This is a genomic window from Massilia sp. Leaf139 (assembly GCF_001424165.1).
Lineage (GTDB): Bacteria > Pseudomonadota > Gammaproteobacteria > Burkholderiales > Burkholderiaceae_D > Telluria.
In genome coordinates this window covers 114,081-126,511 of sequence record NZ_LMOJ01000025.1, presented here as the reverse complement: position 1 = coordinate 126,511, position 12,431 = coordinate 114,081, and the positions used below count along the sequence as shown (strand labels likewise).

The window sequence follows — 12,431 nt, the reverse complement described above, 5'->3', positions numbered from 1 at the left end:
GATGATACCGCATGCGCCCTGCATCCGCGCGCGCTCGCCCTGCCGTACCAGCCTCGTGCAATCGGCCGGGATGACGCCGCGCTCCCCCGGCCGCTACCTTCGGTTTGCTCCGTGCGCCAGGCCAAACCGCCTGCGCATGCGGGCCTTGCGGGACGTTCATTCCAGCGCCGCCGCACACCCAATATTTTTTCTCCAATAAAGATTGCCATTCACATATAATTTTGTGTTGCTGCAAGCTCTTAATTGATTCTCAAGATTCGTAATTTCACGGAGTGGGGTTGGTATGAGTAATGAAAAGCAGGTCGATTCAGGCCGGCGCGGCTTGCTCGTCGCGACATGTGCGGCGGGCGGCGTCGTCGGTGTTGCCACGGCAGGTGCGCTGGTTAGTACCTTCCAACCGTCCGAGCGGGCCAAAGCTGCCGGCGCTCCGGTCGAAGTGGATATCTCGGACGTCAAGCCGGGAGAAATGAAGGTGGTCGAGTGGCGCGGCAAGCCGGTGTGGATTTTGCGCCGCACGCCGGAAATGCTCGCCAGCCTGCCGAAGAACGACGCACTCGTTGCCGATCCGAACTCCGAAAAAATCTTCCAGCTCGACATGCCGGCCTACGCGAAGAACGAATTCCGCGCCCGTCCCGAGCATAAAGAGGTGCTGGTCACCGTCGGCATCTGCTCGCACTTGGGCTGCTCGCCCTCCTCGCGCCTGAGCGAAGGGCCGCAGCCGAACCTGCCCGACGACTGGCACGGCGGCTTCCTCTGTCCCTGCCATGGCTCCACCTTCGACCTGGCCGGCCGCGTGTTCAAGAACAAACCGGCCCCGACGAACATGGACATCCCGCCTTACATGTACCTGTCCGACAACAAGATCGTGATCGGCAAAGACGAGAAAGGCGAGGCATAACATGGGCGCCGCATTCAAGGAAACCAAATTGCCGGCCAACGCGCCGGCCGGCCACAAGGCCTTGGCCTGGGTCGACGATCGCTTCCCGCTGTCGAAGCTGTGGAACGACCAATGGGGCAAGTACTACGCCCCGAAAAACTTCAATATCTGGTACCTGTTCGGCTCGCTGGCGATGCTGATCCTGGTGCTGCAAATCGTGACCGGCATCTTCCTGACGATGCACTACAAACCGGATGCGAATCTCGCCTTTGGTTCGGTTGAATACATCATGCGTGAAGTGCCGTGGGGCTGGCTGGTGCGCTACATGCACTCGACCGGCGCGTCGGCCTTCTTCATCGTCGTCTACCTGCATATGACCCGTGGCCTGCTCTACGGTTCCTACCGCAAGCCGCGCGAATTGATCTGGATCTTCGGTTTCGCGATCTTCCTTTGCCTGATGGCCGAAGCCTTCTTCGGCTACCTGCTGCCTTGGGGTCAGATGTCGTACTGGGGCGCCCAGGTGATCGTCAATCTGTTCGGTGCGATTCCCGTCATCGGCCCGGATCTGTCCCTCTGGATCCGCGGCGACTACGTCGTCTCGGACGCCACCCTGAACCGCTTCTTCGCCTTCCACGTCATCGCCCTGCCGCTGGTGCTGCTGGGCCTGGTCGCGGCGCACCTGATCGCGCTGCACGAAGTCGGCTCGAACAACCCGGACGGCATCGAAGTCAAGGAACACATCGGCCCGGACGGTCACCCGCTCGACGCGATTCCGTCGCACCCGTACTACACGACCAAGGACTTGTTCGGCGTGTCGATGTTCCTGCTGATTTTCTCGGCGGTCGTGTTCTTCGCCCCGGAAATGGGCGGCTACTTCCTCGAGTACAACAACTTCATTCCGGCCGATTCGATGAAGACGCCGCCGCACATCGCGCCGACCTGGTATTTCACGCCCTTCTATTCGGTGCTGCGTGCGACCACGGCCGACTTCATGTACGTGCTGATGGCGGCCATCGCCCTATACGTGGTCTTCATCTGGATGAAGTCGCGCCTGTCCTTCAAGGCCAAGGTCGCGATCGCGGTCATCGCCCTGCTCCTGATCATCGGCATGCTGCCGCAGGTGCTGGAAGCGAAATTCTGGGGCGTGGTGCTGTTCGGTTCGTCGGTCGTGATCATCGGCGCACTGCCGTGGCTGGATCACTCGCCGGTGCGTTCGATCCGCTACCGTCCGGACTGGCACAAGTGGGTGTACTGGCTGTTCGGCCTGTCGTTCGTCGCGCTCGGCTATCTCGGTACCCAGCTGCCGACGCCGGCCTATACCCTGATTTCCCAGGTGTGCACGCTGTTGTACTTCAGCTTCTTCCTCCTGATGCCGTGGTGGAGCGCCGCCGGCCGGTTCAAGCCGGTGCCGACGCGCGTGACCTTCCATCCGCATTGATCGACGGACTCAAGCTTAAGGACAACCATGAACTTCACCAAGAAACTGATTGCAGTCCTGGCGCTGGTGCCGGGACTGGTATTCGCGAGCGAAGGCGGCTTCGCGCTCGACCGCGCACCGGAACGCAGCGACATGGCGTCGCTGCAAAACGGCGCCAAGCTGTTCGTCAACTATTGCCTGAACTGCCACTCGGCCGCGTCGATGCGCTACAACCGTCTGCGCGACCTCGGCCTGTCCGAAGAGCAGATCAAGACCAATTTGTTGTTCTCCGCCGACAAAGTGGGCGAGCTGATGAAGACGGCCATGCGCCCGGAAGACGCCAAGGCCTGGTTCGGCGCGGTGCCGCCGGATTTGTCGGTGATTGCGCGTGCCAAATCGTCGCCAGCGGGCAGCGGCGCCGACTACCTGTACACCTATCTGCGCACCTTCTACAAGGACGATACTCGCCCGACCGGCTGGAACAATATGGTGGTGCCGAACGTGGCCATGCCGCACGCGATGTGGCAGCTGCAGGGCGTGCGTACGCCTAAAATGGTCGAAGCGGTCGATCCACACGACGCCAGCAAGAAGATTCACACCTTCGCTGGCTGGGAGCAGGTCGCGCCGGGAACGATGTCCGCTACTGACTTCGACACCGCGACAGCCGACCTGGTTGCCTACCTCAGCTGGATGGCTGAGCCAGCGCAAGGCACGCGCAAGAAACTCGGTGCTATCGTGCTGATTTTCCTGTCAGTATTTGCTTTCCTGGCCTGGCGGTTGAACGAATCCTACTGGAAAAATCTGAAGTAATTCGTTTTCATTGCCCGCTTGGCTATAATACGGGCAATTATTATTCGGGGTGAGTCGCTCGGCGCTTCACCCCTTTGTTTCTTAAGGAACGACCAACCATGATGGTTCTCTACTCCGGCACCACGTGCCCGTTCTCGCAACGCTGCCGCCTCGTCCTGTTCGAAAAAGGCATGGACTTCGAAGTGCGCGATGTCGACCTGTTCAACAAGCCGGAAGACATTTCGACGATGAATCCGTACGGCCAGGTGCCCATCCTGGTCGAGCGCGAACTGATCTTGTACGAATCGAACATCATCAACGAGTACATCGACGAGCGCTTCCCGCATCCGCAACTGATGCCGGCCGATCCGCTGATGCGTGCCCGTGCCCGCCTGATGCTGTTCAACTTCGAGAAGGAACTGTTCGTCCACGTGCACGTCCTCGAAAGCGACCGCAACAAGACGAACGAAAAGGCCCACGACAAGGCCCGCGCTGAAATCCGCGACCGCCTGACGACGCTGGCGCCGCTGTTCCTGAAGAACAAATACATGCTGGGCGACGAATTCTCGATGCTCGACGTAGCGATCGCGCCGCTGCTGTGGCGTCTGGATCACTACGGCATCGAACTGTCGAAGACCGCCGCGCCGCTGATGAAGTACGCCGAGCGCATCTTCTCGCGCCCTGCCTATATCGAGGCGCTGACGCCGTCGGAAAAGGTGATGCGCCGCTAAAGCGCGTCTCGCCGAGGGTGCCGTCCGCAGCACGGCGGTACCATCGGCGCGCTTCTTCCTGGTGCCAGTCTTGCGCCGTCGTTTGACGTTCCGCAGTAAGCTGGCATCTTGCATTTGTACGTTCCACACGCGTTTGCCGGCGCTCGCGCGGACGCACCGCATGTGGCGGCAATGGCGCATCCGTTCGCCAACCCATTGACGGATCATTGTTTATCTCATCTGCACATGTCTGACATCTCCACCAAGCCCTATCTGCTGCGCGCCCTTTATGAATGGTGCACCGACAGCGGTTTCACGCCCTATCTCGCAGTCAAGGTTGACTCGGCCACGACGGTGCCGATGGAATACGTCAAAAAGGGCGAGATCATCCTGAACATCAGCTACGGCGCCACGTCCGGTCTCAAGATGGACAACGACGCGATCCACTTCCGCGCCCGTTTTGCCGGCGTCTCGCGCGAGATCTACGTGCCAGTGCAAAACGTACTGGCCATTTACGCCAATGAAAATGGCCAGGGCATGGCCTTCGACGTCAGCACCACGGCAGCCGAAATGGCGGCCACGGCCGAAGAGACGGCGAGCGGCGCACCGACCCTGTCGGCCGTTCCTGACCGTGCCAGCGAAGCGCCAGCGGCGGAGATGTCGCATTCGCCCGACGGGGACGACGAGCCCCCGAAAAAAGGCGGCCGCCCGACGCTGACTCGAATCAAATAGCGTTATAATTCCTGCCGTACAGATTACGCCGGCTTAGCTCATTTGGTAGAGCAGTTGATTTGTAATCATCAGGTGGCCAGTTCGAAACCGGCAGCCGGCACCAGAATCGCCAAGCAGGTGTTTATCAGAAAGCCCAACCTTCACCGGTTGGGCTTTTTGTTTTGGGGCGCGTTTTGCTCCAATTTCTTTATGCCCTCTCCCCATGAACGCGCTTTTCCCCGCCTGGGTTCACCATCGTGGGGCGCCATGCAGGTTTCCAGCAGGGCGCAGTGTGCGGCATGCTTCTTGCTGAGCCTTATTCAATAATCGGATCGTCGCCCGCTGACATCGCCGAATCAATACGCGCCACCGTCGCGTCCGACTGAATAAGGAACCATCATGACTCCGTTACCGCGCCGCCTGGCCCCGCTCATGGCGATCCTGCTCGCAATTCTTGCCTCCACCCTCATGGCGACGCCCGCCCAGGTGCATGAGGATCATACGGCGCACCTGATCCACGCCTACGAAGGGTGGGCGGCGCTGGCGGTAGTGGTGCTGTCGCTGGCGGGCGCGGGTTTGCTGATCAGGCGCGCCCTGCGCCGTTGACTGTACGAGTGTGCAGGCGATCTGCTTCACCTGCGTTTCGACCTTTTATTCCGCTGATTGTGCAGCCCGTCGCAAGAGACGCGCCGCGACCATGTTCCGTCTCTATAGTCGCGTCATCCACTCGATGACGGAGACAATCATGAACAAACTGCTCGGCACCACCCTGATGATTTCAACGCTCGCCCTGAGCGCGGGCACTGCCCTTGCGGCCGATGTCGTGCGGGAAGCGCGCACGGTCGATGCGCGCGTTACGCGCGTCAAGCTCGATGGTGTGGTGGATCTGGTCGTGCGCCAGGGCGCCACGCCGTCGCTCGTGATCTCGGGCGAACGCGCCGACGTCGCGCGCGTAACGACGGAGCAGCAGGGAACGACGCTCGAGATCGGCACCGAACGCCGCAACAATTACACGCTCGGCCACAACCCGAAGCTGCGCGCCGAACTGGTCGTGCCGAATCTTGCCGAGTTCGTGTCGGAGGGTGTCGGCGCCAGCACCGTTAGCGGCTTCAAGGGCGAGAAAATCGTCCTGGCACTCGATGGCGCCGGAGCCGTCACGCTGAACGGCAATTACCGCAATGTCGACGCCCGGCTTGGCGGCGTCGGCAGCCTGACCATCGATGCCGGCAAGGCAGAACGCATGGATCTGGCGCTGCGCGGCGCCGGCCAGCTCGCCGTCACGGGCCAAACCCGTGCCCTGCGCGCGACCCTGGCCGGTGTCGGCAATCTTGACGCTGAAAAGCTGCGTGCCGAAACCGTGAATCTCGATATGACCGGTCTCGGCGGCGCAACCGTCTACGCGAGCTCGGCGGCAAGCCTGAACCTCAGCGGCATGGGATCGGCGACGGTCTACGGCAAGCCGGCGCAGCGCAACGCAACGACGGGCGGCATGGGCAAGGTCAGCTGGCGCTAAGCGAAGCGTGCGGCTATTTCAGGACAGTGTTGTTGCGCACTTCCTTGACGCCCTTGACCTGACGCGCGATTTGCACTGCCTTCTGGGCGCTCTCGCGCGATTCGACGAAGCCGCTCAGCTGCACCGTGCCCTTGAAGGTTTCAACCTTGACCTCAGTGGCCTTGACGGTGGGATCGGCGGCAAAGGCCGCCTTGATCTTGCTGGTGATGACGGTGTCGTCGATGTATTCACCGGTACCTTCGCGCGTGCTGGTCGGCGCACAGCCAACCAGCAGGAACAGCATGAAGGCGGCGAGCATCGAGGTGAAACGCTGTGCAATGTTCATGGCAACGCTCCCGTGAAATGAAGAATATCTTTCCATTTTCGGGTGGGCGCACGGCCAGCGTTTGATACGTAACAAAGGTGCCGGGCTGACGTCCGGGTCAAGGTGCCTTGGCAGCTAAAGCCGTGCTTGCCATGACCTGGTTTTCAGGCAAAGCAGGACGGAGTACCAATTGCCCGCGCGCCAAGTCCTGACCGAGGATCAGACGCATGTCGGTCGGCTTGCAATGGTCGACCTGGACGATCTGGACAGAATCGAAACGTCCGGTCTGGCGATCGCCAAGGCGCTGGGCCAACCGTTCGGCGGCGGCGCGGAAATCCGGATGGTGCTCGATGCGGGTACGTCGTACCTGAAAACCTTTCTCGTTGCTCAGCCGGGTTACCTGCAGGCCGTTGCCCACCACCCGGTGCGACAGCGAGCGCGCCATGCCAGTGACCCCATTTCCATTGCGGATCTCGAGCAGCACGAGGTCGAGCCGTGGGCGCGGCGCCAATGGGGCCGGTGCCGGCTGCGGTGCGCGAGCCGCGAGAGCACTGTGCGCCGGCGCACGCAGCAGTTCGAGCGTACCGTCGGCCGCCGTGCGCACTTCGGTCGCTGCCCAGCCGTTGTCGGGCCGTACCGGACTGGCGACGGCGGCCTTGATTGCCGCCACCGCGGTACCGCCGGCGGCTGCGTAATCGCCCCGGAAATCGTGGTCGCGCAGCGCCTCGGCCTGGCGGAACATGAGCGCGGCACGCTCGCCCTGGCCAAGACGGCGCAGGCTTTCGCCGAGGTTGTTCCAGGCCCGGTGATCGAGCGGGTCGAGCACGCAGGCTTTTTCCAGCGCCGTCACGGCAGCTTGCAGGTCGCCGCCCAGCAGATAGGCATAGCCGAGGTTGGCGAACAGATAGGCGCCATCGGGCCCGACGCCCGGTTTCAGCTCCTCGGTGAGCGCACGCCAGATGGGAATCGCGCGGGCAAAATCGCCCTGCCGTGCGAAGGCCGCGGCCAGCGCGTTGCGTGCGCGGACATGCTTCGGCGCAGTTGCAAGCACTGCCTGGTAGGCCGCAACGGCGTCGCCATAGCGTCCGGCCAGGTGATGCTGGCGTCCCTGGTCATAGGTGCGATCGACATCGACACCGGCTGCGGCGGCGGGCAAAGGGGCCGGCTGGCGCGCGATGTCGGCACAGGCGATTAACAGCGCACCGGCACACAGTACCGAGATTTTCTTGAGGATGCGACGGGGTTGCATGGGAACTCTCCTCGGTTCAGGGTGCGCCGTTGACAGCGCCAAGTGTGCGGCCGAGCTGGATTCCGGCCGGCCCCAGCAAGACCATCAGCAAGGTCGGGAAGATGCAGAAGATGAGTGGGAACAGCAGCTTCAGGCCGATCTTGGCGGCGCACTCCTCGGCCAGCATGCGCCGCTTGTAGCGCAGGTTCTCCGAATACACGCGCAGCGAGTCGCCGACGCTGGTGCCGAAGCGCTCTGACTGGATCAGCATGGCGACCAGGGTATCGACATCGCTGACGCCGCTGCGCAAGGCGAAATTGCGCAAGGCCCGCTCCTTGCTGAACCCCGCGCGCATTTCCATGAGTACCAGCTGCAGTTCCTGCGCCAGCGTCACGCTTTTGATATGGATTTCGCCTGCCACTTTGACGAACGCCCGCTCCAGGCTCAGGCCCGCCTCGACGCAGACGGTGAGCAGATCCAGCGCATCGGGCAAGGTCTCGAAGATCTCGCGCTGACGCCGCCGCGCAATGTGATTCAGGCTCACGTTCGGCATGTAGTAGCCGACGGTGGCCGTCAGCAGCAGCAGGAACAGGAGGTGGACGCCCGACAGTACGATCACGGCGCTTGCCACCAGCACGCCGATCACGGCCGGGCCAAGCAATGCCAGCGCCGTCTTCGCTGCGAAGAACAGGGTCGGCGCAAACGGGTTGCGCCAGCCTGCATTCATGAAGCGGGTGCGCAGCGCCGATTTTTCCCAGCCCTCTTCCGGAATCGACAGCTTGGTCAGCGGCTGGGTCACCTTGGCGACCCGCTCGACCCAGCCGTCGGCCTCGAGCTGGGTCGCATCGGACTTGCCGATGAAGCGGCGCAAGCGGGTACGCAGCGCCACCGGTGCGAACAGCACCATCGCCAGCCAGGCCAGGGCGCAAACGATGCCGAAAACGATCAGCAGGAACGATAATTGTGCGGCATTCATTGCGCCTCCTTAAATGCGAATCCGGATGACCTTGCGCAGCCAGATGACGCCGAACAGGATCATGCCGGCCGCGTACCACAGCAGGCGCACACCGCTCGGGTCGATCCACAGCAGACTTACGTAGCTTGGATTGAGCAGAGTAAGCACCAGCATCACGGCAAACGGCAGCACACCCAGAATCCAGGCCGACATGCGCCCCTCGGCCGACAGCACGCGCACCTGCGCCACGAGTTTCAAACGGCTGCGGATGATGGTGCTGATATTGCCGAGGATTTCAGCCAGGTTGCCGCCCGACTCGCGCTGAATCAGGACGGCGATGATCAGGTAACGCAAATCGGTAAGCGGAATGCGCGCCGCCATGTTGTGCAGCGCTTCGCCCATCGGAACGCCGTAGTTGATTTCCTCGCGCGCCAGGCGAAACTCGCTGCTCAGCGGTTCCGGCAGTTCGTTGCCGACGATTTGCAGCACATTGGTGAACGAGTGGCCGGCACGCAGGGCGCGTGCGATGAAGTCGGCGGCGTCGGGCAGCTGATGTTCGATGCGATGCAAACGCCGCCGGCGCGCGCGCCGCACCAGGATATAAGGAATGGCAAGCGCCGGCAGCGCCAAGATGAGGCGCAACGCGAATGGCAGCGGCCAGCGCATGCTTACGACAAGGATCAGCAGGAAGGCGGCCAGCGAGTAGCCTAGGAAGCGTTCGACCGTCAGCGCGCTGCCAGCCTGCACCAGCAAGGCATCGAGGCGCTGCAGCGGCGTGATCTTGTGCAGCAAGCGATCGAAGCCGTCGTGCGCGCTGAAGCGGCGCTGCTTGAGAATCGAGATACGCTCGCCCGAGCGCCCCAGTCCTCCAGACATGACCTGCAAGCGGCGTGCGATCCGTTGCGCCGCCTTGCCGTGGGTGCTCGACCACCACAGATAGACGCCCTCGATCAGCAGGATCACAGCGGCGAACAGGAAGACGGTGAAGCTGTAGAAAAGCAGATCCATGGTGCGGCTCCACTGCAGGCACGGCCTGCGAGTTCATTGGAAGATGCGGTCGGGGTCGAAGGTGTCGTCGGGGATTTCGACGCCGTACATCTTTAGGCGGTCGGCAAAGCGGGGACGCACGCCGGTGGCGGAAAAATGGCCGAGCACCTTGCCGTCGCGGTCGACGCCGGTTTGCTCGAAATGGAAGATCTCCTGCATCGAGATGATGTCCCCTTCCATGCCGGTGATTTCCTGGATGCTGACCAGTTTGCGGCCGCCGTCGATCAGGCGCGAGGCCTGCACCACGACCGTCACCGCCGAGCAGATCTGCTGGCGGATCGCACGCGGGGTTAGGCTCACGCCGGCCATGCCGACCATGTTCTCCAGGCGCGACAACGCGTCGCGCGGCGTGTTTGAGTGGATCGTCGCGAGTGAGCCTTCGTGGCCGGTATTCATCGCCTGCAGCATGTCGAGCGCTTCCGGGCCGCGCACTTCGCCGAGAATGATGCGATCCGGCCGCATACGCAGTGCATTCTTTACCAGCGCACGCTGCGTGACTTCACCCTTGCCTTCGATGTTGGCCGGCCGGGTCTCCAGTCGCACCACGTGCGGCTGGCGCAGTTGCAGTTCGGCCGCGTCCTCGATGGTGACGATGCGCTCGTTCGCGGGAATAAAGCCCGACAGCAGATTGAGCAGCGTCGTCTTGCCGCTGCCGGTGCCGCCCGAGATCAGGATGTTGATCTTGGCGATACCGAGACCTTGCAGCACCCGGATCATCGGCGGCGTCATGCTTTTGTACTCGAGCAAATTCTGCACCGTCAGCGGCGTGGCGCTGAAACGCCGGATCGACAAAATCGGGCCGTCGATGGCAAGAGGTGGAATGATCGCGTTTACACGCGAGCCGTCGGGCAGACGGGCGTCGACCATCGGGCTCGATTCGTCGACACGCCGGCCCACCCGCGAGACGATCTTCTCGATGATCTTCATCAGGTGGGCATTGTCGTGGAAGCTGATGTCGGTCATCTCCAGCTTCCCGCGGCGCTCGACGTACACGCGGCTGGCTGTGTTGACGAGGATATCCGAGACTGTCGGGTCGTTGAGCAGGGGCTCGAGCGGCCCGAAGCCAAGCATTTCGTGCTGGATGTCGAGTACGAGATTGTGGCGCTCATGCTGGTTGAGGACGATGCGCTCTTCCTCGATGATGCGCTGGATGAGTAATGCCAGTTCATGCTTGAACTGCTCGGCGGTGAGGCGCTTGAGGCGTTCCAGGTCGATCCGGTCGAGGATCATCTGGTGCATCATCTTTTTCAGTTCCTGATAGGCCGCGTTGCCGGCATCGGCCGGGAGCACGCCGGCCTTGCGGTCATCATCCGACAGGGAGAGGCGTTCACGCAGCGACATGGGATTCTCCTTGCAAATCAATAGTCGGCTTCGCCGCGCCCGAACAGGCGGTCGAGCAAGCCACGGGTTTCGGGAGCACGCCGCGCGGTGACCAGCTCGACCAGATCGGCCAGACTGCGCGCCGCCGCGCTGGCGCGCGCCAGTTCGAGCACCGGGACGCCCTGGTTGACCGAATCGGTGACAGCGACGTAATCGTTCGGCACGGTATGCACGACCTCGCAACCGAGCGCCGCATGCAGGTCGGGCAGGCGCAGGCGGCCGCCTTTCTCGTAGCGGTTGACGATCAGGCGGATCGTATCGAGCGGATAGCCGAGCGAGCGGAAGATGTCGAGCAGGCGGCGTGCGTCGCGAATGTCGGGCAGCGCCAGCTGCAGAACCGGATAAATCGTATCGGTGCTGTCGAGCGCGCGCAGGGAGACGGCGTCGATCTGGCGCCCGACATCGAGCACGATGTAGTCATAATGCTGACGTGCCACGCGCAGGATGGCGTCGATGTGTTCCGGCTTGGCTTCCTTCGTTTGCGACGGGTCGTCGGCCGCGGCCAGGACGCCGAAGCCGCGCGTGACGTGCACCAGGCAGGAGTCGAGAAAAGGGCCGTCGATGCGCGCGATCTGCTCGCATACATCGGACAGCGTCATGGCCGGTTTTTGGTCGGAGACATACAAGGCGGCGTCGCCAAACTGGCCGTGCAGGTCGATCAGCAGTACTTTTTTTTCAGCCAACGTAGCCAGCGCATAGCCGAAGTTGGTCGAGATGAAGGTTGCACCACTACCGCCCTTGCAGGCGATAAAGGCAAGCACTTTGCCCTCGCGCAGTTGGGCGACGCCGGCAGCGGTAGCGATGCGATCCATCGCCTCGTGGAAGGCACGATGCACCAGTGGCAGCTGCAGCACTTCGCGTATGCCGGCACGCATCGCGCGAATCAGGAATTCCGGCTGATGCTCGCCGATGAGCAGCATGAACTGCGCTTCCGGATATTGGCGCGCCATCCGTTCGAGAAGGTCGGCGTCGTCAAGTGCACCTTCGCCCGCATCGACAATCACCACGCCCGGTGCCTCGCCCAATGGCCGATCGAGCGCTTCGCGCATCGATACACGGCTGTTGGCCACGTTCAGCGGCGGCACCCGTGCCGCGCCCTGGGAGGCGAGCTCGGCAAACAGCAGGCTGTCGCGGCTGATCAAAAGGGCTTTCATGACGATCCTCGTAGAGGCGCTGGAGTGGAAAATGAAGGAACAATTGCGATCAGGCGCCGGCCGGTTTACCGACCGCTGCCCAGCGTCTTGAGCAGCGGTGCATTGGCTGCGTTGTCGGGCTGAGTGAAGGAACGCTGGTAGCGCTCATGCGCCGCGCGCGCCGCCGCCCCGTCGATGCCAGTGGCAGGGTTGGTATTGGCTGCTGCGCGTGGATCGATCGTTTGCGCAGCAAGGTTGGCACGTACCGACTCGCCGAAGTTCTTATCGAAGCGCGGCGCCGTCGAACAGCCTTGTAGCAGCAGCAGGGCCGCGATTCCTGCGATTGTCCTAGTTGTCATTGCCGCCT

14 protein-coding genes and 1 tRNA gene are annotated in these 12,431 nt (G+C 62.5%); 8 read left to right on the top strand and 7 right to left on the bottom strand.

Annotation, left to right across the window (positions count from 1 at the left end):
* Window positions 1-283: 283 nt before the first annotated feature.
* The 8 genes from petA to ASF77_RS18290 all read left to right on the top strand — a co-directional run bounded on the left by petA (window position 284) and on the right by ASF77_RS18290 (window position 6,017).
* Entirely contained in the window at window positions 284-898 is a 615-nt protein-coding gene (gene petA, locus ASF77_RS18325) for a ubiquinol-cytochrome c reductase iron-sulfur subunit (protein WP_056342593.1), read from the top strand.
* A gap of 1 nt (window position 899) precedes the next feature.
* On the top strand, window positions 900-2,315 hold the full coding sequence (locus tag ASF77_RS18320; protein WP_056342590.1) for a cytochrome bc complex cytochrome b subunit: 1,416 nt from the start codon (window positions 900-902) through the stop codon (window positions 2,313-2,315).
* A 27-nt stretch (window positions 2,316-2,342) separates the two neighbouring features.
* Window positions 2,343-3,104 (top strand): cytochrome c1, encoded by a 762-nt coding sequence (locus ASF77_RS18315; RefSeq protein WP_056342587.1) that lies wholly within the window; start codon window positions 2,343-2,345, stop codon window positions 3,102-3,104.
* A gap of 98 nt (window positions 3,105-3,202) precedes the next feature.
* Window positions 3,203-3,814 carry a glutathione S-transferase N-terminal domain-containing protein gene (locus ASF77_RS18310; RefSeq protein ID WP_056342583.1) on the top strand — a complete coding sequence of 204 codons (612 nt, stop codon included), beginning with the start codon at window positions 3,203-3,205 and terminating at the stop codon, window positions 3,812-3,814.
* A 225-nt stretch (window positions 3,815-4,039) separates the two neighbouring features.
* A complete protein-coding gene (locus ASF77_RS18305) occupies window positions 4,040-4,525 on the top strand; it encodes a ClpXP protease specificity-enhancing factor (RefSeq protein ID WP_056342580.1) in 486 nt (161 codons plus the stop codon).
* 27 nt (window positions 4,526-4,552) lie between these two features.
* A tRNA-Thr gene (locus tag ASF77_RS18300) sits at window positions 4,553-4,628 on the top strand.
* Between the two features lie 275 nt (window positions 4,629-4,903).
* Complete coding sequence (locus ASF77_RS18295; protein WP_056342576.1) at window positions 4,904-5,110, top strand: hypothetical protein; 207 nt, start codon at window positions 4,904-4,906, stop codon at window positions 5,108-5,110.
* Between the two features lie 139 nt (window positions 5,111-5,249).
* A complete protein-coding gene (locus ASF77_RS18290) occupies window positions 5,250-6,017 on the top strand; it encodes a GIN domain-containing protein (protein WP_056342574.1) in 768 nt (255 codons plus the stop codon).
* A gap of 13 nt (window positions 6,018-6,030) precedes the next feature.
* Here ASF77_RS18290 and ASF77_RS18285 read toward each other — a convergent pair whose 3' ends face one another.
* The 7 genes from ASF77_RS18285 to ASF77_RS18255 form a co-directional block, all read right to left on the bottom strand.
* Entirely contained in the window at window positions 6,031-6,342 is a 312-nt protein-coding gene (locus tag ASF77_RS18285; protein WP_056342571.1) for a BON domain-containing protein, read from the bottom strand.
* Between the two features lie 97 nt (window positions 6,343-6,439).
* Window positions 6,440-7,570: a tetratricopeptide repeat protein gene (locus ASF77_RS18280; protein WP_056342567.1), complete on the bottom strand. Its 1,131-nt coding sequence runs from the start codon at window positions 7,568-7,570 to the stop codon at window positions 6,440-6,442.
* A 16-nt stretch (window positions 7,571-7,586) separates the two neighbouring features.
* On the bottom strand, window positions 7,587-8,525 hold the full coding sequence (locus ASF77_RS18275) for a type II secretion system F family protein (RefSeq protein ID WP_056342564.1): 939 nt from the start codon (window positions 8,523-8,525) through the stop codon (window positions 7,587-7,589).
* 9 nt (window positions 8,526-8,534) lie between these two features.
* Window positions 8,535-9,512 carry a type II secretion system F family protein gene (locus tag ASF77_RS18270; RefSeq protein WP_056342560.1) on the bottom strand — a complete coding sequence of 326 codons (978 nt, stop codon included), beginning with the start codon at window positions 9,510-9,512 and terminating at the stop codon, window positions 8,535-8,537.
* 33 nt (window positions 9,513-9,545) lie between these two features.
* Window positions 9,546-10,892: a CpaF family protein gene (locus ASF77_RS18265; RefSeq protein ID WP_056342557.1), complete on the bottom strand. Its 1,347-nt coding sequence runs from the start codon at window positions 10,890-10,892 to the stop codon at window positions 9,546-9,548.
* 17 nt (window positions 10,893-10,909) lie between these two features.
* Complete coding sequence (locus ASF77_RS18260; RefSeq protein WP_056342555.1) at window positions 10,910-12,085, bottom strand: AAA family ATPase; 1,176 nt, start codon at window positions 12,083-12,085, stop codon at window positions 10,910-10,912.
* A 65-nt stretch (window positions 12,086-12,150) separates the two neighbouring features.
* On the bottom strand, window positions 12,151-12,423 hold the full coding sequence (locus tag ASF77_RS18255) for a hypothetical protein (RefSeq protein WP_056342552.1): 273 nt from the start codon (window positions 12,421-12,423) through the stop codon (window positions 12,151-12,153).
* Window positions 12,424-12,431 lie beyond the last annotated feature (8 nt).